Annotated in this window: 21 protein-coding genes; 13 read left to right on the forward strand and 8 right to left on the reverse strand. The window is 65.6% G+C overall.

Annotated features, from left to right (window positions below):
* Window positions 1–15: 15 nt before the first annotated feature.
* The 4 genes from OEW28_RS02725 (at window position 16) to lpxK (ending at window position 3,320) form a co-directional block, all read left to right on the forward strand.
* Complete coding sequence (locus OEW28_RS02725; protein ID WP_263734358.1) at window positions 16–798, forward strand: carnitinyl-CoA dehydratase; 783 nt, start codon at window positions 16–18, stop codon at window positions 796–798.
* Between the two features lie 135 nt (window positions 799–933).
* Window positions 934–1,086 carry a hypothetical protein gene (locus tag OEW28_RS02730; protein ID WP_263733184.1) on the forward strand — a complete coding sequence of 51 codons (153 nt, stop codon included), beginning with the start codon at window positions 934–936 and terminating at the stop codon, window positions 1,084–1,086.
* Between the two features lie 9 nt (window positions 1,087–1,095).
* Window positions 1,096–2,328, forward strand: a complete 1,233-nt coding sequence (locus OEW28_RS02735) for a 3-deoxy-D-manno-octulosonic acid transferase (protein WP_263733185.1) — start codon at window positions 1,096–1,098, stop codon at window positions 2,326–2,328.
* Window positions 2,328–3,320: a tetraacyldisaccharide 4'-kinase gene (gene lpxK, locus OEW28_RS02740; RefSeq protein WP_263733186.1), complete on the forward strand. Its 993-nt coding sequence runs from the start codon at window positions 2,328–2,330 to the stop codon at window positions 3,318–3,320. The genes OEW28_RS02735 and lpxK overlap by 1 nt, the downstream gene beginning before the upstream one ends.
* A 29-nt stretch (window positions 3,321–3,349) precedes the next feature.
* Here the strand turns inward: lpxK and OEW28_RS02745 are convergent, their stop codons facing one another.
* Genes OEW28_RS02745 through OEW28_RS02755 form a run of 3 tightly spaced genes read right to left on the reverse strand, consistent with a single transcriptional unit; the run spans window position 3,350 to window position 5,689 of the window.
* The gene (locus OEW28_RS02745; RefSeq protein ID WP_263733187.1) at window positions 3,350–4,483 is read right to left on the reverse strand and encodes a CaiB/BaiF CoA transferase family protein; all 1,134 of its coding nucleotides are present in this window, start codon (window positions 4,481–4,483) and stop codon (window positions 3,350–3,352) included.
* 2 nt (window positions 4,484–4,485) lie between these two features.
* On the reverse strand, window positions 4,486–5,157 hold the full coding sequence (locus OEW28_RS02750) for a DsbA family protein (protein WP_263733188.1): 672 nt from the start codon (window positions 5,155–5,157) through the stop codon (window positions 4,486–4,488).
* 4 nt (window positions 5,158–5,161) lie between these two features.
* Entirely contained in the window at window positions 5,162–5,689 is a 528-nt protein-coding gene (locus OEW28_RS02755; RefSeq protein WP_263733189.1) for a DUF721 domain-containing protein, read from the reverse strand.
* A 97-nt stretch (window positions 5,690–5,786) separates the two neighbouring features.
* Between OEW28_RS02755 and mutY the strand changes: the two genes are divergently transcribed.
* Window positions 5,787–6,854, forward strand: coding sequence for an A/G-specific adenine glycosylase (gene mutY / locus OEW28_RS02760; RefSeq protein WP_263734359.1), 1,068 nt, complete (start codon window positions 5,787–5,789; stop codon window positions 6,852–6,854).
* Window positions 6,855–6,882: 28 nt separating this feature from the next.
* Window positions 6,883–8,007, forward strand: a complete 1,125-nt coding sequence (locus OEW28_RS02765) for an alkane 1-monooxygenase (RefSeq protein ID WP_263733190.1) — start codon at window positions 6,883–6,885, stop codon at window positions 8,005–8,007.
* A 10-nt stretch (window positions 8,008–8,017) separates the two neighbouring features.
* Here the strand turns inward: OEW28_RS02765 and OEW28_RS02770 are convergent, their stop codons facing one another.
* The 5 genes from OEW28_RS02770 to OEW28_RS02790 form a co-directional block, all read right to left on the reverse strand.
* Window positions 8,018–9,127 (reverse strand): class I SAM-dependent methyltransferase, encoded by a 1,110-nt coding sequence (locus OEW28_RS02770; protein ID WP_263733191.1) that lies wholly within the window; start codon window positions 9,125–9,127, stop codon window positions 8,018–8,020.
* A 112-nt stretch (window positions 9,128–9,239) separates the two neighbouring features.
* The gene (locus tag OEW28_RS02775; protein ID WP_263733192.1) at window positions 9,240–10,358 is read right to left on the reverse strand and encodes a site-specific DNA-methyltransferase; all 1,119 of its coding nucleotides are present in this window, start codon (window positions 10,356–10,358) and stop codon (window positions 9,240–9,242) included.
* Window positions 10,359–10,468: 110 nt separating this feature from the next.
* Window positions 10,469–11,104, reverse strand: a complete 636-nt coding sequence (locus OEW28_RS02780) for a ribonuclease HII (RefSeq protein WP_263733193.1) — start codon at window positions 11,102–11,104, stop codon at window positions 10,469–10,471.
* Window positions 11,105–11,149: 45 nt separating this feature from the next.
* Window positions 11,150–12,100 carry a homocysteine S-methyltransferase family protein gene (locus tag OEW28_RS02785; protein ID WP_263733194.1) on the reverse strand — a complete coding sequence of 317 codons (951 nt, stop codon included), beginning with the start codon at window positions 12,098–12,100 and terminating at the stop codon, window positions 11,150–11,152.
* 172 nt (window positions 12,101–12,272) lie between these two features.
* A complete protein-coding gene (locus OEW28_RS02790; RefSeq protein ID WP_263733195.1) occupies window positions 12,273–12,737 on the reverse strand; it encodes a hypothetical protein in 465 nt (154 codons plus the stop codon).
* 195 nt (window positions 12,738–12,932) lie between these two features.
* Between OEW28_RS02790 and OEW28_RS02795 the strand changes: the two genes are divergently transcribed.
* The 7 genes from OEW28_RS02795 (at window position 12,933) to OEW28_RS02825 (ending at window position 19,683) form a co-directional block, all read left to right on the forward strand.
* Window positions 12,933–13,172 (forward strand): hypothetical protein, encoded by a 240-nt coding sequence (locus tag OEW28_RS02795; RefSeq protein ID WP_263733196.1) that lies wholly within the window; start codon window positions 12,933–12,935, stop codon window positions 13,170–13,172.
* Between the two features lie 28 nt (window positions 13,173–13,200).
* Window positions 13,201–13,905, forward strand: coding sequence for a winged helix-turn-helix domain-containing protein (locus tag OEW28_RS02800; RefSeq protein ID WP_263733197.1), 705 nt, complete (start codon window positions 13,201–13,203; stop codon window positions 13,903–13,905).
* A gap of 111 nt (window positions 13,906–14,016) precedes the next feature.
* Window positions 14,017–15,111 (forward strand): carboxynorspermidine decarboxylase, encoded by a 1,095-nt coding sequence (gene nspC / locus OEW28_RS02805; RefSeq protein WP_263734360.1) that lies wholly within the window; start codon window positions 14,017–14,019, stop codon window positions 15,109–15,111.
* Window positions 15,112–15,164: 53 nt separating this feature from the next.
* On the forward strand, window positions 15,165–16,406 hold the full coding sequence (locus OEW28_RS02810) for a saccharopine dehydrogenase family protein (protein WP_263733198.1): 1,242 nt from the start codon (window positions 15,165–15,167) through the stop codon (window positions 16,404–16,406).
* Between the two features lie 609 nt (window positions 16,407–17,015).
* Entirely contained in the window at window positions 17,016–18,506 is a 1,491-nt protein-coding gene (locus tag OEW28_RS02815) for a sensor histidine kinase (RefSeq protein WP_263733199.1), read from the forward strand.
* Window positions 18,503–19,111, forward strand: coding sequence for a response regulator transcription factor (locus OEW28_RS02820; RefSeq protein WP_263733200.1), 609 nt, complete (start codon window positions 18,503–18,505; stop codon window positions 19,109–19,111). The genes OEW28_RS02815 and OEW28_RS02820 overlap by 4 nt, the downstream gene beginning before the upstream one ends.
* Before the next feature lie 89 nt (window positions 19,112–19,200).
* The gene (locus OEW28_RS02825) at window positions 19,201–19,683 is read left to right on the forward strand and encodes a GlcG/HbpS family heme-binding protein (RefSeq protein WP_263733201.1); all 483 of its coding nucleotides are present in this window, start codon (window positions 19,201–19,203) and stop codon (window positions 19,681–19,683) included.
* Window positions 19,684–19,735: the final 52 nt, after the last annotated feature.

Here is a 19,735-nt window from a genome sequence, read left to right on the forward strand (position 1 = left end):
GAGATGCAGATGCGGATGGAGGGTCCGATACGGACACGGCGCGAAGGCGGCATTCTTGAGGTCACGCTTGACCGTCCCAAGGCCAATGCGATCGACCTTGCCACAAGCCGCATCATGGGATTGACCTTCCGGGATTTCCGCGACGACGACAGCCTGCGCGTGGCGATCATCCGGGCCGAGGGCGAGAAGTTCTTCTGTCCCGGATGGGACCTGAAGGCGGCAGCAGATGGCGATGCGGTCGATGGCGACTACGGCGTCGGTGGCTTTGGCGGCTTGCAGGAACTGCCGAACCTGAACAAGCCGGTGATCGCGGCGGTCAACGGCATCTGCTGCGGCGGCGGGCTTGAACTGGCGCTGTCGGCAGACCTGATCCTGTGTTCAGACAACGCGACCTTCGCGCTACCCGAGATCCGGTCGGGAACCGTGGCGGATGCTGCCTCGGTCAAGCTGCCCAAGCGCATACCCTATCATGTGGCGATGGACCTGTTGCTGACCGGGCGCTGGTTCGACGCGGCAGAGGCGAAGCAGTGGGGCATCGTGAAAGAGATCACGTCGCCCGATACGCTTCTGACCAAGGCCTGGGATCTGGCAAGGCTGCTGGAAAGTGGCCCGCCGCTGGTCTACGCCGCGATCAAGGAAGTGGTCCGCGAAGCGGAGAACATGCGCTTCCAGGACGCGCTGAACCGGATCACCAAGCGGCAGATGCCGACCGTGGACCGTCTGTATTCGTCCGAGGACCAACTGGAGGGCGCGCGCGCGTTCGCGGAAAAGCGCGATCCGGTCTGGAGGGGCCGCTGAGGCCCTCCGTGGGTCGGACTCGGAAGGAACAAGGCTGGATGCGGTCGCCGCCGGATTTTCGCGGCATGCCTTTGGCTTGAGCCCAGAAGGCGCATGTTCTAGTTTGGCCTGCGACCGATCCGAAGGGAGAACCGGATGACCCAGGGCCTTCACCCTGTTTCCGCACAGGAGCCGGTGACGCTGGCAGTGATCGTTCCCCTTTGCCCGGATCACGGTCATGCCGCGCGTCCGCGCCCGCCGATCGATGTGTCGCGGACCGGCGTCATGCCGGCGGAACCCGCGGCATAGGGACCGGGAATGGGGCGTTCGATCGTGCTTTGGGCCTATCTGCTGGCGGCGCAGCGGGCCGACACAGCAAGCCGGCCGTCGCGATCCGCCCGGCCAAAGGGCCCGCTGATATGGATTCATTCCGGCAACGGGGCATCGCTGGCCAGCCTCGGACAGCTGGCGCTTCGGTTGGTGCGAGAGCACAGAAAACTGAACCTGCTGGTGACGGCGGAAGGTGCCGCGCCCACGCTTCAGGGCTTTCCGAAGGGCACATCAGCCGATTTCCTGCCGCCCGACAGGCTTCCCGATGTGCGCCGCTTTCTGGACCATTGGTCGCCCGATGTGGCGGTGATCGCGGGGGCGGACCTGCCGCCGGCGTTGATCGTTCAGACCCACGATCGCGGCGTGCCGCTCTTGCTGGTCGACGCCAGCGTGGCGCCGAAGATATCCTGGGGGCAACGGTTTCGGCGCGGCATGACGGGATCCCTGCTTGCCCGCTTTTCGCGCCTGCTTGCGCGGGATCCCAGCAGCGCGCGGGGGCTTGGGCTGCGGGGGGCGCCGGTGGGCCGGATCGAGGTCGCGGGCCGGATCGAGGAAACCAGCGAGCCCCTAAGCTGCAACGAGGCCGAGCGCGAGGTATTGGCCGAACTCTTGAACGCGCGGCCGGTCTGGTTCGCCGCCGCCTGCCCCGAAGCCGAGGAGGAGGCGGTGATCGGCGCGCATGCCCATGTGCTGCGCCTTGCCCATCGCATGCTCCTGATCGTCTCGCCGGCAAATCCCGCGCGCGGGCCGGCCCTGGTCGAGCGTCTGAGCCGCGAAGGTTGGGTCGCGACCCTGCGCTCGGCGGACGAGGAGCCGGATCCGGGGGTGCATGCCTATGTGGCCGACACCGAAGGGGAAATGGGGTTGTGGTATCGGCTGGCGCCCCTCACCTTCATGGGCGGCACGCTTCTGCCCGGTGGCTCGGGCCGCAACCCGTTCGAGCCGGCGGCCCTTGGCTCCGCCATCGTGCATGGGCCGCATCTGGCGCCCTATCCCGATGCCTACGGACGGCTGGCCGAGGCGCGCGCGACGCGCTGCGCCGCGACGCCCGAGGCCCTGACATCCACGATCGCCGAACTGATGTCGCCCGACCGCGCGGCGCTTCTGGCGCACAACGCCTGGGCCGTGACCTCGGGCGGGGCCGAGGTGACAGAGCGCGTGGCGCAGGCGATCCTGGAAACGCTGGCCGCCAGGCGGACCCCGGCGCAGGAGGCCGCCTGATGCCCGCGCCCGATTTCTGGTTCAGCGACCCCGACAAGCCCGACTGGCGCGCGCGCCTGCTGGGGCCGCTGGGTCGCCTTTACGCCCTTGCCACCGCGCGCAGGCTGTCGGGCGGCCCCTTCGCGCGCGTGGGCGTTCCCGTGCTATGTGTCGGTAACCTGAATGCGGGCGGCACCGGGAAGACGCCGACCGTGATCGCCTTGGCGCAGAAGCTTGCCGAACGCGGGGTGCAGGCGCATGTCGTCAGCCGCGGATACGGCGGGCGGTTGAGTGGCCCGGTCCGCGTGGACGAACGCCGCCACAACGCCGCCGACACCGGCGACGAACCCCTGCTTCTGTCCGCCTTCGTGCCGACCTGGGTCGCGCGGGACCGGGCCGAGGGCGCGCGCGCGGCTGTCGCGGCAGGTGCGCAGGCTGTCCTTCTGGACGACGGGCTGCAGAACCCCGCGCTGGCAAAGGACCTGTCGATCGTGGTGGTGGACGCCCAAAGGGGCTTCGGCAACGGCCGCTGCCTGCCCGCCGGCCCGCTTCGCGAACCTGTGCCGGTCGGACTGGGCCGCGCCGATATCGTGGTTTCGATCGGCGACGCGGACGCGCAAGCGCAGTTCCGGGTCCGCTGGGGCTGGGCGACGCCCTGTCCGGTCGTGCGCGCGCAACTTCGGCCGCTTGCGACGGGGATGGATTGGGAGGGGCTACGCGTCCTGGCCTTTGCCGGAATCGGATACCCGGAAAAGTTCTTCGCCACGCTTCGCGCGCTTGGCGCGGACATCGTCCGCGCCGAGGCGCTCGAGGATCATCAGGCCTTCACTCCGCCGCTGTTGCGACGACTCGCGGGTGAGGCACTGGCGCGTGGCCTGCAACTGGTCACCACGGAAAAGGATGCCGTCCGGCTGCCAGAGGATTTCCGGCGCGGTGTCGTGACCCTGCCGGTTCGGCTTGAGGTCGAGGATTGGCCGGAAATCGACCGGCGGTTCGACGCCCTGGGCCTTTGACCGCGGCGCGTTTCCGGCGCGCACGACCGTCAGCGCCCCTTGACCTTCACGTCGGCATCATGTTCGCCAAGCTTGGGCGAAGATCGCTCCAGCGCAAGCTCCGCGCCAGAGAACCGGAAGGGCGATCGTACGCCGGGCACGCCATCGCGCTCGATCCGCATTCCGCGCGCCACGACCTGCGGGTCTTCGAAGACCTCGGACAGGTCGTTTATGGGACCGGCCGGCACGCCCTGAGCCTCGCAAGCCGCCAGAAGATCGGCCTTGTTCCATGTCTTCGTGCGTTCGGTCAGCTTCTCGGTCAGCACGGCGCGGTTGGCGATGCGATCCGCGTTGGTCAGGTAGTCCGGGTGCTCTGCAAGGTCCGCGACGCCCAGGATCGCGCAAAGCCGCCGGTATTGCGCGTCGTTGCCCGTCGCAAGGATGATCCAGCCGTCGGCGCAGTCGAAGACCGCGTAGGGCACGAGGTTCTGGTGCGCGTTGCCGATCCTTCCCGGCGCATTGCCGGTGGCAAGGTAGTTCATCGCCTGGTTCGCCATGATCGCGACCGTCACGTCCAGAAGCGCCATGTCGATCTGCTGGCCCGTTCCGGTCGTCGTGCGCTGATGGACCGCGGCCAGGATCGCGGTCGCGGCATAGACGCCGGTGAAGATGTCTGAAACCGCGACCCCGACCTTCTGCGGCTGGCCCGAGGGATCGCCGGTCACGCTCATCAATCCGCCCATGCCCTGGATGATGTAGTCGTAGCCCGCGCGGGGCGCGTAGGGTCCATCCTGCCCGAACCCGGTGATCGAGCAGTAGATCAGCCGCGGATTCACGTCCCGCAGGCTTTCGTAGTCGAGTCCGTATTTCTTCAGGCCGCCGACCTTGAAATTCTCGATCACGATATCGGCGTCACGCACCAGGTCGCGGACGAAGGCCTGGCCTTCCTCGGTGCGGAAATCCGCGATGACCGACCGCTTGCCGCGGTTGCAGGCGTGGAAATAGGCGGCGCTCCGGTCGCCGTCCCGTTCGATGAAAGGCGGGCCCCAGCGGCGCGTGTCGTCGCCTTCGGGCGCCTCGACCTTGATCACGTCCGCGCCCAGATCCGCAAGCGTCTGGCCGGCCCAGGGACCGGCCAGGATGCGGGCAAGCTCGACGACCTTCAGCCCGGCAAGTGGTGTCATCTTCAGTTCGCGAGCTTTTCGTCCAGGATCTGCTTGAACTCATCGTAGGGCATGTTGGAATACTTCTGCCCGTTGATGATGAAGCTCGGCGTGCCGGATATGTCGTCTTTGGTCGCGTTGGTCTGGTAATTGGCGACCATGGCCCGCGCCATGTCGTTGTCCTTCAAGCAGGCGTCCAGTGCGTCAGGCGCGATGCCCGCCTTGAGCCCGATCTTGCGCAGGTTGTCCGCGATGCCCGCCTCGTTCTCGGCCTTCAGCCATTCCTTCTGGGTGTCGTAGATCATGTCCGAGATGCCGAAGTACTTTTCGGCGCCACCGCACCGCGCGACCATCGCCGCCCAAAGGCCGAACTTGTCGAAATAGACTTCGCGGTAGACGAACTTGACCTTCCCGGTGTCGATGTAGTCCGTCTTCAGCTGGTCAAACGCCGTTTCATGGAAGTGCTGGCAGTGCGGACAGGTGAACGAGGCGTACTCGATCACGGTCACGGGCGCATCTTCCTGACCCAAGACCATGTCCGGGATCTGCGCGGCTTCCGACTCGGCGGTTGCCGTCTGGGCCTCGGCGGCAGCGGACAATGCCGGAGGCAGGTTGGCTTCGGGCTGCATGGCCCACCACCCGCCGGCGGCGACACCCGCGGCCACGATGGCGGCCAGCTTGATCTTTTTCGACATGAAATCAGCCTTTCTGTTTCCCGCTGCGAGATAAGACCTTTTCTCCCAGCGCTTCAAGGGCGGCCCTCAGGCCTTCATCGCCGACAGCGGCGGAAATCGATCGCGCGGTCGCGACAAGCTTGGGGTCGGGCGGGCGGGGGGCCGCCGCTGCCTTGGGGCGGAACGCGACCTGCCCCTCGGCGAAACCCGTCGGGGCCGTCTGGGTGATCGCGACGCGGGAAATGGCGTTGTAGCCGTAGCAGGCGTTGACCTTTTCACGGATCGCCGGAAGCTGCATCTGCAGAAGCGGCGCCGAGGCGCCCGTGGTCAGGACCGTCAGCGTGGCGCCGAACCCGTCGCGCGGATAGCTGATCTTGACCGGCAGGGCGATGGCCGCGACATCCTGGCCGACGATCTCTGCCCAGTGCGTCAGGAGCCGCGACACGGCAAAGCCGCGGGCTTCGCCCAGCTTGCGGATCTTGCCCGAAAGCAGGGAGCCCGCGGTTTCGAACCCGCGGCGGCGTCGGTGCGATGTACTTTCTGCTTCCGTCATACCTGTCCTTCCGGCATCTCGGGTCTATGTTAGGCGGAAATCCGGGCAATGCCCACAACCCACGACGCCGGAGAGCAAACACTTGCGTGATGAGGAGTTGAGCGTGGCGCTTTTGCGCTGGTACGACGCGAACGCCCGCGTGATGCCCTGGCGCGTGAGCCCCGAAGACATACGCCTGGGACAGCGGCCCGATCCCTACCGCGTCTGGCTGTCCGAGGTCATGCTGCAGCAGACGACGGTCGCGGCGGTGCGCGACTATTTCCGCCGCTTCACCGATCGATGGCCCACGGTCCGGGATCTGGCCGCGGCCGAGGATGCGAAGGTGATGGCCGAATGGGCGGGGCTTGGCTATTACGCGCGGGCGCGGAACCTGCTGAAATGCGCACGCGTCATCGCCGCCGATCACGGCGGACGTTTTCCCGCGACCGCCGAAGCGCTTCTCAGCCTTCCGGGAATAGGGCCCTACACCGCCGCTGCGATCGCGGCGATCGCTTTCGATGAGCCCGCGACGGTGGTGGACGGCAACGTGGAACGCGTGGTCGCGCGCCTGTTCGCGGTCACGACACCGCTGCCCGCAGCCAAGCGCGAACTGACCGAACGCGCGGCCGACCTGACGCCCATGGCGCGCCCGGGGGATCACGCGCAGGCGATGATGGACCTGGGCGCGACGATCTGCACGCCGCGAAACCCCGCCTGCAGCATCTGCCCGCTGTCGTCCGCGTGCCGCGCGCGGGCCTTGGGAATCGCGGCCGACCTGCCTGCCAAGTCGCCCAAGCCCGTTAAGCCCACGCGCCACGGCATCGCCTTTGCCGGGTTTCGCCGCGATGGTGCGGCACTGCTTGAGCGGCGGCCCGAACGCGGCCTTCTGGGCGGCATGCTGGGCTGGCCCGGTGGCGCTTGGTCTGAGCGTGCCCCGGCCGAGGCCCCGCCGCCCGCCGCCGGGGACTGGCGCCGCGTGGGCGAGGTGCGCCACACATTCACGCACTTTCACCTTGTGCTTGAGGTGCGCTCGGCCCTGCTGGACACAGCCGCGGCCCCCGCTGCGGGACATTTCGTAGCCGCGGAGCACTTCCGCCCCGCCGATTTGCCCACGGTGATGCGCAAGGTCCACGATCTTGCGCAAGCTGCGATGGCCGCAGTTGAGGGCGGGCGCGGGGGCGACTAGGCTCTCGCCAAGTTCAGGGATTCCTCTCATGCCGCGCCTCTTGTCCGCCCTGCCGTTCTGGATATCGCTTGTCCTGCTGCCGCTTGCCGCCATCGGCGCCGTTCATGGCGGCTGGACCGTGGTGTTGCTGCCGCTCTACGGCTGGATCGGGATCACGCTTCTGGACGCCTTCGTTGGCCACAACACCGCCAATCCCGACACGCAGACGCCGGACCGGGATCTGTTCTGGTATCGGCTCATCACGCTCATGTGGTTTCCGATGGAAGCTGCCGCGATCTATGGCTGCATCTGGTGGGTCACGCATCATGACACGCTGGCGATCTGGGAACGGATCGTGCTGTTCTTCGGTCTGGGCGTGATATCCGGCTCGATCGGCATCACCTATGCGCATGAGCTCTTGCACCAGAAAAACCGGCTCGAACGCTGGTTGGGCGATCTGCTGCTGGCCCTGGTGCTGTACAGCCATTTCCGCACCGAACATTTGCTGGTGCATCACCGCTACGTCGGAACACCGCGCGATGCGGTCACTGCACGCTACAACGAAGGCTTCCACCGCTTCTTTCCCCGCGTGCTGCGCGAAGGGCCGGCATCGGCCTGGCGGGCCGAGCGGCAGATGCTGGCCCGCGCCAACCGCGCGACCTGGCACCGTTCGAACCCGTTCTGGCGCTATGGCCTGCTGCAGGCGGTGGCATTGCTGGCGGCGTGGCTGGTCGGCGGCTGGGCCGGGCTCGGGCTGTTCCTGTGGCAGGCTTTCGTCGCGATCTGGCAGCTGGAGCTGGTCAACTACGTCGAACATTACGGGCTGACGCGCGAACATCTGGGCGAGGGCCGGTACGAACCCGTAGGTCCGCACCATTCCTGGAACGCCGACCATGCCGCATCGAACTGGATGCTGATCAACCTGCAGCGGCACTCGGACCACCACTGCAGGCCGGACCGGCGCTTCCCCCTGCTTCAGACCTACGGCGCGGAAAAGGCGCCGCAACTGCCGCTCGGCTTTCCGGCGATGACGGCGCTGGCGATGATTCCGCCGCTATGGCGGCGGCGCATGAACCCGCGCGTGCGCGCCTGGCGCAGGGCCTTCTACCCCGGGATCAACGACTGGTCCGACTACAATCGCGGGCGGCTGCCGATGCCCAGGGGCGCAAGCTGAAGCACCCGGATCATTCCCAATGCACGGGGCTGAACCCGTTTGCCTCGCACGACCGCCAAAGGGGGGCGAGCCAGCCGATCTGCTTGGGCAGCGGCGTGCCCGGCGTGACGATATGGGGGCCGATCCGCCGGGTCTGCCGCTTCAGGTCTTCTGCCTGGGCCCTGGTCAGCCCGACGGCATAGACGCAGCCCGCGATCTTCTGGAAGCGCGACCCATGGGCTTCGATCGTTGCATAGGGCGCAAGCAGGATCGCGCCCGGACGTGCCTGTTCCAGGATGCGTTCCTCGAGCTGGCGCAGCAGGTCATCGTCCTGCATCGGCCGGTAGAGGTAGATGACATCGTAGCTGCCGTAATCCTCAAAACGCAGGGCATCGCCCTCGAAGACGCGGCTTTGCGCGGCGCGAAGTATGGGAAGCGTCCGTCGGGCGCTTTCGGCGTAACCCGGATCGTATTCGATCCCGTCCGCCACCGGAAACATCTGGGCCGCCAGCGCCACCTTGATCCCGCCCCCGCAGCCGACGTCCAGAAAGCGCGCGGGGCCCGGGTGACGTTGCGCCAGAAGAAGCCGGTAGGCCAGCTGCGCGATTTCCAGAAACAGCGACACCCGCGTGGGAATGTCCGCAAAGCACCCGTGCGTCGCGGATGCCTGCGCCTGCGGCGTCCGGTTGACCGCCCGATGGGCCCTGGTAAAGGCGACATCCGTGATTGACTCGATCGCGGCGCGGGGGTCCAGGATCCTGCGTTCCGCGGGAAGCAGGGGAAAGCTGCGCCGCTTTTCGATCTGGCGAAGCGTGTCCTGCACCGCCTTCCAGAGGCGCAGCCGCTTGCGCAGTTCCTTGCAGTATTGCGCCTCGGCGGCTTCGGCGGATCCGCGGGCGTAGGGCGCCTGGCCAAGCCTGCGCTGCTTGACGGACAGCGCCGCCCGCGCCATCGCCATCAGCCGGTCGAGTTGGTCGATCCCGGCCGTCATTGCCCGCCGCCCGACCGGCGGTGCCATCAACTTTTCTGCCAGTTCAAGGGCCAGCGCCTCCGCGTCGGCCTCAAGCGCCCGGACGGCTGCGGGATGTCGTGTCGATATGTGCATCTGCGGACCTGGATGAACGATGGCGATCAGTGCCATCCTGTCCCGTTCCCGATCGCAAAAAAAGCCCCGCCGTGAACGGGCGGGGCAGTATCGTGCCGTGGGTCAGGCCACAGGCACCGGCGGTAAGGATTGAAGCTGCGGGGCGGGGTCAGTGCGCCTGGGTGCTGTCCATCTCGGCGCGGATCTGCTGGCGCAGCAGGTCGATCGGCACGAGCTTGCCGTCGCGCTTGAAGTGCCAGTAGGTCCAGCCGTTGCACGACGGCGCCCCTTCCAGATGCGCGCCGACCTGATGAATGGATCCCTTGACGTCATTGCCTATCAGCGTGCCGTCCGCACGTACCTTGGCCTTGAAGCGGTTGCCGATGGAATAAAGCTCCTCGCCCGGGCGCAGCATGCCGCGCTCGACGACCTGACCGAAGGGCACGCGGGGTTCGGCGCGCTTCGAGGTCGCGGTCTCAAGCGACTCCTTGTCGAACTTGCGGATCTTGGCGATGCGCTTTTCGGCGGCCTCGCGATAGGCGGCCTCACGCTCGATGCCGATGAAGTCGCGGCCCAGCATCTTGGCCACCGCGCCGGTCGTGCCGGTTCCGAAGAACGGGTCCAGGACGACGTCGCCGGGGTTGGTCGTGCCGACCAGGACGCGGTGAAGCAACGCCTCGGGCTTCTGCGTCGGATGCGCCTTGTCTCCGTGTTCGTCCTTGAGACGCTCGCCGCCGGTGCACAGCGGGATGACCCAGTCCGATCGCATCTGCACGCCTTCGTTCAGCGCCTTGAGCGCCTCGTAGTTGAAGGTGTACTTGCCGCCCTCGGACTTCGAAGCCCAGATCAGCGTCTCGTGTGCGTTGGTCAGCCGTTTGCCACGGAAGTTCGGCATCGGGTTCGACTTGCGCCAGACGACGTCGTTCAGGATCCAGTAGCCCTGGTTCTGAAGTTCCGCGCCCATGCGAAAGACGTTGTGATAGGAACCGATGACCCAGATCGCGCCGTTGGGCTTCAGAAGCCGCCGTGCCGCGGCCAGCCACTCACGGGTGAAGCTGTCGTAAGCCTTGAAGCTGTCGAACTGGTCCCAGTGGTCATCCACGGCATCGACCTTGGAGTTGTCCGGCCGGTGCAGGTCGCCGCGAAGCTGGAGATTGTAGGGCGGATCCGCGAAGATCAGATCCACGCTCGCCTCCGGCAGGGACCGCATCACCTCGATGCAGTCGCCCGCAAGTATCTGATTGAGGGGCAGCGCCGCCTGCGCGCCCTTGGCCTTTGTCATCGTCATCTCTGCCTCGTCTTCGGCGTTTCGCCGTTCGTTGTCCGGCCGTTCTTGTGCCGGTTCTCTTTCTACCGAAGATGATTCAGGACCGATTCGCCGTCAAATTCTTTTTTGAATCAAGGGGTTATAGATTTCACTTGATACAAGATATTGTGCACGGGCCGGAAGGAACGCCTATGGTGTGGGGTGGCCCCTAAATCTCGGAGCGCCTCCAGGTGGTCCTTGGTCGGGTATCCGGCGTTGCGTTCCCAGCCGTAGCCGGGGTGCTGTTGCGCCAAATCCACCATGATGCGGTCGCGCACCACCTTGGCCACGATCGAGGCCGCGGCGATCGAAAGCGAACGTGCGTCGCCCTTGACGACGGCTTCTGCGCCAAGCGTCAGCCCCCTGGGGATCATGTTGCCGTCGATGAGGACATGATCCACCCCGCCGGGCAGGGCCGCGATCGCGCGGACCATTGCCAGGTGGCTTGCGCGCAGGATGTTCAGTTCGTCGATTTCGGCCACGCTGGCCTCGGCCCATGCGACTTCTGCCACCTCGCCGAGCCGGGCGAAAAGCGCCATGCGCCTGGCCGCGCTCAGCGCCTTCGAATCGTTCAGGCCGTCCGGGATTCGGCGGGGGTCCAGACGGACCGCGGCGGCGACCACCGGGCCGCAAAGCGGACCGCGCCCGGCCTCGTCCACGCCCGCGACTCGGGCAATGCCGCGCCTAAGCGCGGCGATCTCGAAGGAAAAGTCCGGGGTATTCGACATGGCCCCAACTTGCCGTTCCCTGACGCGGGCGCAACCGCAAAAAGCTCAGGCCGACCTGAACAGCGGCGCGGCGTTCAGGCCGATTTCGTGCAGATGCCGGTCATCGGTCCCGCAACATCCACCAAGGATGTCGGCCTTGGGCAGGCGGCGCGCCACATCGCCCATCTGCATCCCCAGTTCGACCGGATCACCGTCTTCAAGGTGGCCAAGCTTGCAAAGGGCGACTTTTTCCATGCGGGCGGCATTGGGACGAACAAAGCGCAGACGATCCTGCCAGGGGCCGGGCTCGGCGATCGCGGGTTCGAACTCCAGCGGGTGGGAGCAATTGATTCCGAACCACTGCGCCGCGCCATCCGTGCGCGCGTCGATGGCCTTGATCGCCTCGGCAAGTGTCGGTCCGGACCGCAGCCGCCCTTCGGTGGTCAGGGTCAGGCTGACACCGACCGGCATGCCGATGCGGCCGGCCGCGCGGATCACGCCGACCGCTTCGGGCACGTTGTTGAAGGTCATCGCGACCGCCATGTCGGCGACCGTTTCCTTCAGCGTGGCAAGCTGGGTCGCGTGATATTCCTCCGCCTCGTCTTCGGTGATCTCGCCGCCGGTTCCGTAGGCGTCGCCACGCGGGCCGATGCAGCCGGCGATGTAGACGTCGCTGACGCGGTCCGCGTATTCGCGGCGCATGGCATCCAGGAACGCGATCGTCCGGCGTTCGAAATCGGCAAGCTGATCAAGATTGTAGCCAAGCTTTGCCGACCAGTCCGGGCTTGCCCTGTAATCGTGCGCGGCGACCAGCATGCCGGTGCCATGGTGCGCCGCGACCTCGAAGTAGCGGCGGTACATCGCGTGCACCACAGCGTCGGCGCCGGAATTGTCCAGGAGCGTGAACATCGCGAATTCGGGAAGATCGAAGCCCCATTTGTACAGGAGCTCCGTTTCTGCGCCGCCCTCGGTCAGGTAGAAGCGGCCCGCAAGGCGCGGTGGCATTTCCGTCGTCATCGCGGGCCTCCGGAATGTGCCAGAGTCTTATAGCACGGAACGCACCCCCGCCCAAATCGGCCGGGGTGAAAAAGCCGGGGCGAAAAAAAAGGGGGCGGATGCCGAAACATCCGCCCAGGTTCCTGCGCGCGAAGGGGGACGCGCCGGCTGCTCGATTTTTTCGTCGTCGGGATCAGCGGCGCCATCGCGCGACGCGGTACCCATTCTTTTCAAGACAATGCAGCCCATAGGCCTGGTGCCGTTGGCCGCGCGACTTGACCTCGACGCGGCATTCACGGGGCAGTCGGCGGTCCGCACCGAATTCGCGCATGCAGTACGGCGACACCACTTCGCGCCAGCGCCCCCGGATCTTGCCGTCAAAGATGCATTGCGCGGGAATGATCCTGCCGCGCTGTCTGTGGCCGAAGTACTTGCGATCGTGCCGCCAGCGGTCGTCGTGCGCCCAGTTTTCCCACTCGTCGCCCGAGGCGTTCTCGATTTCCTTCCTGTTCTTCTTGTCCAGTTCGTGGACAAGAAGCCCGACGCCCAAGGCGCCGATGGCAAGTTTCAGGACGTCATTGTTGTCGGCGTGAACCGGGGCGGCCGAGGTCATGGCAATTGCTGCGGCGGCGATGGCGGTGGTGATGCGATTTATCATCTCTCTCTCCATGCTCGTTGCTCGTGCGGCGCAGTGGCCGCGGCTGATGGGGATGGGATGCCGCAGATCGAAGGGATCAGGCAATTACGCCTGCCCGATATGCGATAACAAAACCATGACCGGGCTTTGATATTGATTAACCGCGCCCGCAAGAGCAGTTTGAGCGCAACAGACCCCAGCACCTGGCCCGAACCGATGAAACGCACGCTACTCTCCCTCGCCACACTGGCCGCCCTGACCGCGGCGGCGCCGGCCTTCGCGGACTGCACGGTCAAGTACAAGGCCAAGCAGGACAATCCGCTTCAACTGAAGGCGGGCGAGGCGACCCTGCCCGACAGCGCCTGCGGGTCCGAGTCCGCCGCGGCCGCCGCGCTGGCCCCGAAACTGGCAAAGGAAGGCTGGACCCTTCTGGCGATTGTCGCCATCCTTGGATGACGCATTTCTAGCCAGGGAACCAACCCCCGTGTCCGATTATCCCAACACCGCGCAGGTGGCGCTCAAGGCGGGGAACCGCGTCGTCGTCTGGGGCATCGCGGGCATCGTCGCCACGCTTGTGCTGGCGGCGGGCTTCCTGTTCTTTTCCCTGCCTGATGCGAACGCCTTCAACGCGCGGGTCGAACGCATCTTCATCGAGAACGACGCGCTGACGACCGGCGAGCAGATCAGGCTTCTGGAAATCCTCGCGCAGTCGGGCACGACCTTTTCCGAGGTGCTGACAAGCTACCGGGTCGTGATTTTCATCCTGATGATCTTTGCGGCCGCGCTTCTGATCGCGGCGCTGGTCTTCCTGGTCATGATCGTCGCGCTGAACCGCCGCATGGTGGAAATCCAGCGCCAGGGAATCCAGGTGTCCTCGCTTCTGATCAGCCGGACCGAAAAGGCCGTGGTGCTGAACGATCTTGAGTTCAAGCTGACCGATGCGGCGATCGAAACGCTTGCCGTACTGGCCGAGGCGCGGATGGACGACGACGTGCTGTCGGGGGCCGAGATCGAGGCGGTGATCACGGGCCGCAAGTCCGTCGACTGCGATGAGGCCGCGGGCGCGGTCCGCATCAAGCGTCTGCGCGACGCGCTTGGAAACCAGATCGTGTCCGAGCTTCTGGTCAAGAACATCGCGCGCCGCGGCTACATGCTTGCGGTCAACAAGGACGCGATTCGGATGATCTGATTTTCCCTTGCGCCGGTAGGGCTTGAGTCGCGGCGCAAAGCCGCTGGGCCTTGCGTCGGGAGGCGGGGGGTCCTATACCGACGCCTCGTTTGCCGGCATGGGGGGATGACCGTGATTCAGACACCCTTCTATCTCATCGACAAGGCGAAGCTTCTTCGCAACATGGAGATCATCGACCGCCTGCGCGCGGGGTCGGGGGCCAAGGCGCTTCTGGCGCTGAAGTGCTTTGCGACCTGGTCGGTCTTCGACACGATGCGGGAGCACATGGACGGCACCACGTCGTCGTCGCTTTACGAGCTTCGCCTCGGCAAGGAAAAGTTCGGCAAGGAAACCCATGCCTATTCCGTGGCCTGGGCCGATCACGAGATCCAGGAAGCCGTCGGATACGCCGACAAGATCATCTTCAACTCGGTCGGCCAGCTTGAGCGCTTCGACAACCAGTCGTCCGGGATTCAGCGAGGGCTGCGACTGAATCCGCGCTTTTCGACCTCGGGTTTCGACCTTGCCGATCCGGCGCGGCCGTTCTCGCGTCTTGGCGAATGGGATCCGGTCAGGATCGAGCAGGTGATCGACCGCATTTCCGGCTTCATGATCCACTACAACTGCGAAAACCGCGACTTCGATCTGTTCGATCAGCAGCTTGGGCGGATCGAGGCCGAGTTCGGCCCGCTTCTGGAAAAGGTGAAGTGGGTCAGCCTGGGCGGTGGCATCCACTTCACCGGCGAGGGCTATCCGGTCGATGACCTTGCCGCCCGGCTGAAGGCGTTTTCCGAGAAGTTCGGCGTTCAGGTCTATCTGGAGCCGGGTGAGGCGGCGATCACCAATTCCACCTCGCTTGAGGTCACGGTGCTTGACCTGTTGAACAACGGCAAGGACCTTGCCATCGTCGACAGCTCGATCGAGGCGCATATGCTGGACCTGCTGATCTACCGCGAAAAGGCCAAGCTGCCGCAGTCGGGGGATCATGAATACCAGGTCTGCGGGAAATCTTGCCTTGCGGGCGACATCTTCGGCGATGCGCGCTTTGAGCAGCCGCTGTCGGTCGGCGACCGCATTTCGGTCGCGGATGCCGCGGGCTATACGATGGTGAAGAAGAACTGGTTCAACGGCGTGACCATGCCGTCCATTGCGATCAAGGAACTGGACGGTCAGATCCGTCTGGTGCGCGAATTCGGCTACGAGGACTACGCCTCGAGCCTGTCGTGAGCGTGTTACGCGCCCCCCTTCCACTGGCCTCTGGGAACAAGGAGACAGCCGAAGTGAAAAAGAACGTGCTTATCATCGGCGGCGGCGGCGTCGCGCAGGTCGTTGCGCACAAATGCGCGCAGCATAACGACCTGCTGGGCGATCTGCATATCGCGAGCCGCACGAAGTCGAAATGCGACTCCATCATCGAAAGCGTCCACCAAAAGGGCGCGATGAAGGTGCCGGGCACGTTCGAAGCGCATGCCGTCAACGCGATGGACACCGCCGCGGTGGCCGATCTGATCCGCAAGACCGGCGCCCAGATCGTCATCAACGTCGGCTCTGCCTTCGTGAACATGTATGTGCTGGACGCCTGCATCGAGACGGGCGTGGCCTACATGGACACCGCGATCCACGAGGATCCGGAAAAGATCTGCGAAACGCCGCCCTGGTACGGCAACTACGAATGGAAGAAGCGCGAGGCTTGCGAAAAGGCCGGTGTCACCGCGATCCTCGGCGTGGGCTTCGACCCCGGCGTCGTGAATGCCTACGCCCGCCTGGCCGAGGACGAATACCTCGACACGATCACCTCGATCGACATCGTGGACATCAACGCCGGGTCGCATGGCAAGTGGTTTGCCACGAACTTCGACCCGGAGATCAACTTCCGCGAGTTCACCGGCACCGTCTATTCCTGGCAGAACGGCCAGTGGCAGTCGAACACCATGTTCGAGGTGGGCAAGGAATGGGACCTGCCCGTGGTCGGCAAGCAGAAGGCCTACATGACCGGCCATGACGAGGTGCATTCGCTGTCCGCGCGCTATCCGCAGGCGGACGTGCGCTTCTGGATGGGGTTCGGTGACCACTACATCAATGTCTTCACGGTGCTGAAGAACCTTGGGCTTCTGTCCGAACAGCCGGTCAAGACCGCCGAGGGGCAGGAGGTCGTGCCGCTGAAGGTTGTCAAGGCCGTGCTGCCGGATCCGGCGAGCCTTGCGCCGAACTACACTGGCAAGACCTGCATCGGCGATTTCGTGAAGGGGACCAAGGACGGCAAGCCGGCCGAGGTCTTCATATACAACGTCGCGGACCACAAGGAGGCCTACGAGGAAGTGGGCAGCCAGGGCATTTCCTACACCGCGGGCGTGCCGCCCGTCGCCGCCGCGATCCTGATCGCGAACGGCACCTGGGACGTCAGGAAGATGGCGAACGTCGAGGATCTGGATCCCAAGCCCTTCATCAGCCTTCTGAACCGCATCGGACTGCCCACGCGGGTCAAGGACGCCAACGGCGACCGCGCGGTCGAGTTCGGCTGAAAATCGTCAATCGACCATCAGGAATTGGGGCGGCATCCTGAAAGGTGCCGTCTTTTTCGTTTCGGCCTGAAGTATGGCGGCTCCGTCAGCAGCCATACTCAATTTCGAGGTATTCCCGACATTTCCGGATTTCCCCCGTATTCACTGGGCCTTGCAGCCACATCGTTCCAAATTAGTCTAGCGCATTTCACGGCAGCGCGGACACGGGGCGAGATGCGGGACGGGCGAGGCGCGAAGGCGACGAGCTTGGACATGCGTACAGATTGCCAATAATGGCCTAAACGGCGGATGCAGGGGCAGCCACGGGTAGTTCGCGCTCGTGCTCCGACGAAGCCTTTCGCGAGCGGCCCAAAGCGGTCGCTCGACCATGGTCCGGAATGTTTCGTCTGCACCCCGCATTGCTGACATTCGCTCTGGGAGCCAAACCCCCAGAATACCGCCACTCCTTTGACCCGGCTCTGTAGTCCTACGGATTTCAAACCCGCGCCAAAAGGTTAAGCTGGTCCCAAGTCATGATGCGCCGGCCGCATCGCTCGCACCGGGATCGGATACTTGGTAGAAGTAATGCAACCTGTCAGAGACCTTTTGCGCCACCCTCTGGCAAAAGGGATGGCTTGGCTTCTGCTGTCCGGATTTGCCCTGGCGGCACTTGCGGGTGTCGAGCGCAGCGCGCGACTGTCCGAGCTGACGGCAGAGAGCGAGCGTCTTCACGCGGTCGCCTCGCAACGCGTTGACCAGCACGACGCGCACCTGACGGCGCTTTCGGCCATCGCGGTGGCCGGAGCAGCGCAGCGTCCCGACCTCTTTCGCGAGGTCGCGGGCGCGATCATGCGCTTCTACCCCCGCATCGTGAGCGTCTCTCTCGTGCCGCTCGACGGCCGGGACGGCGCGCTGGAAATCGGTATCCGCGAGGCTGAGCTTCGGGAACTCATCCGCGCGGCAGCCGAACGCTCGACCGGCGCCCCGGTCCTGATGCGGTATCCCTCTGACCGCCCGTACTATCTGATCGTCAAACGCAGCCCCAACACCGACGCGGCGCGCTACGGGCTCGCTCTGGTGATCGACGCGGCGGCGCTGCTTGACGGGGATTCCGCCTATTGGGCGCGGGCGGAGGCGACGCGCTGGCTGTCGCTTCCCGATGGCACGCCGCTGATTGGTGATGCGGGGGATGGGCGCGCGCCGCAGTTCGCACGCGCCCTTTCCAGCGGTACGCAGCCGCTTGAGCTGAGGACCGGCATCCGCATGACTGTCTCGGACATCCTTCCGACGGGCCGGATGGCCTTGGTCCTTGCGCTGATCGCATTGAGTGCCATAGCGCTGCGCACGATCGGGCGGCAACGTGCCAAGGTCCGCGCCGCGGAAGAGCGGGCCGAATTGAGCGGTCTCGAGACCCGTCTCAGCCACGCATCCCGGGTGAACGCGCTCGGCGAAATGGCAAGTGGCATTGCGCATGAACTGACCCAGCCTCTGACGGCGATCCTGGCGCAGGCGCAGGCGGCCCGGCATCTGGCCGCACGGGGCGACGTGGAACGCGTCGCGGGAATCCTCGAGGATGTTGTCGGACAGACGCGGCGCGCCTCCGCGATCCTCGAGCGCCTGCGGACGTGGACGCGGCCGCGGGAACGCAAAGCGGAACTCATCGATCTCAGAAACTGCATCCGCGTGGCCGAAACCCTTCTCGCGGGACAAGCCGCAGAGATTGGCGCCCGCCTTTCCCTGACGATGCCTTCGGAGCCTGTGATGGTCGAAGGCGATCGCGTGGAACTCGAACAGGTACTGTTCAACCTGATGCGGAATGCCCTGGACGCAGTCGCCGAGAGTGCCGGCGCGCGAGAGGTCGTCGTCGTCGCGTTCCTGGACGGCGAGATGGCAGTGACCGAGGTGAGCGACACCGGTCCCGGCATTCGGCCGGACATTCGGGTCCGGCTGTTCACGCCCTTCGTGACGACGCGGGAGAACGGAACTGGGCTCGGCCTCACGCTCAGCCATCGCCTGGTCGAGCGGGCCGGTGGCGATCTGACGGTGGTCGATGCCCGCCAGGGCGCGCGGTTCAGGATCAGCCTGCCGCTGGCCCCTACCGCGCGGGAGGCTGCGGAATGACCGCGCCGGTCTATCTCGTAGATGACGATGCGGGGGTTCGGGATGCGCTCTCTCTGCTGCTGTCCACGGTGGGGATCGATGTCAGGACCTTTCCGGGCCCAGAGGATTTCCTGTCGGCGCTCCCAAAGCTCGATCCGGGCTGCCTGATCCTCGATATCCGGATGCCGGCGATCTCGGGATTGAAGCTGCAGGAACGCCTGACGGCAAGTGGTGTGGCCTGGCCGACCGTCGTGATTTCCGGGCACGGCGACATCGAGGCCTGCCGAAAGGCGTTCCGCAATGGAGCAATCGACTTTCTCTCGAAACCGGTGGACGAACAGGACCTCATCGATGCCATTCAGAAGGGGCAGGCCGCACTTGACCGCGCCGCCGAAGCCGATGCCGAGCGTCGCGAAACGATGGCGCTGTTGGCTGGGCTGACGCCACGCGAGCGCGAAGTGCTGTCACTGGTGGCACGCGGGTTCGCAACCCGTGACATCGCCGCAGCGCTCGATGTCTCGCCGCGGACGGTCGAAAGCCATCGTGCGGCAATCGGGGCCAAACTGGGCACGACCTCGCCCGCCGAGATGACGCGCCTTTGGATCGAGGCCGAGAGCGCTCCGTAGTTCTACGGAGCCGTGGGGGTGACCTACGAATGGGGCGGGCGCCCGCGATGGCGTAGGTGGTATCCTGTCACCAGCAAAGGAGAACCGACATGCTCAGAACGACCGCTTTGCTCGCCGCACTTGCCGCCCCCGTGGGCGCGGTGGCTCAGGACCTGCCGACCAACCCCTATCTGCCGCTCGCCATGGCGAGTGACGCTGCGAATGCGGCTCTCGAAGCCTGCGCCGCCGAAGGCCACAGCGTCAGCGTCGCCATCGTCGCCCGCGACGGCAATACCAAGGTGCTTCTGAAGGCGGACAATTCCGGCCCGCACACGGCGTCAAGCGCGACCGGCAAAGCCTTTACCTCGGCCGGTCTCGGTCGGGACACCGCCGGACTTGCCGAATTCATTTCCGGAAACGCGGCCAACGATGGTCTGCGCGACATGGACCCGCGCCTCGTGATCCAGGCCGGCGGTCTGCCGATCCGGATCGGTGAGGCGCTCCTTGGCGGCATCGGCGTCGGCGGCGCACCGTCGGGCGCGATCGACGCGGATTGCGCCCGTGCTGGTCTCGACGCGATCGGCGCCGAGTGAAGCCAACGGGGTCCGCGCGTCATGCGCGGGCCCGTCTTCATCCCCCAGGAAA

The sequence above is a fragment of the Albidovulum marisflavi genome (genome assembly GCF_025751435.1).
GTDB lineage: Bacteria > Pseudomonadota > Alphaproteobacteria > Rhodobacterales > Rhodobacteraceae > Albidovulum > Albidovulum marisflavi.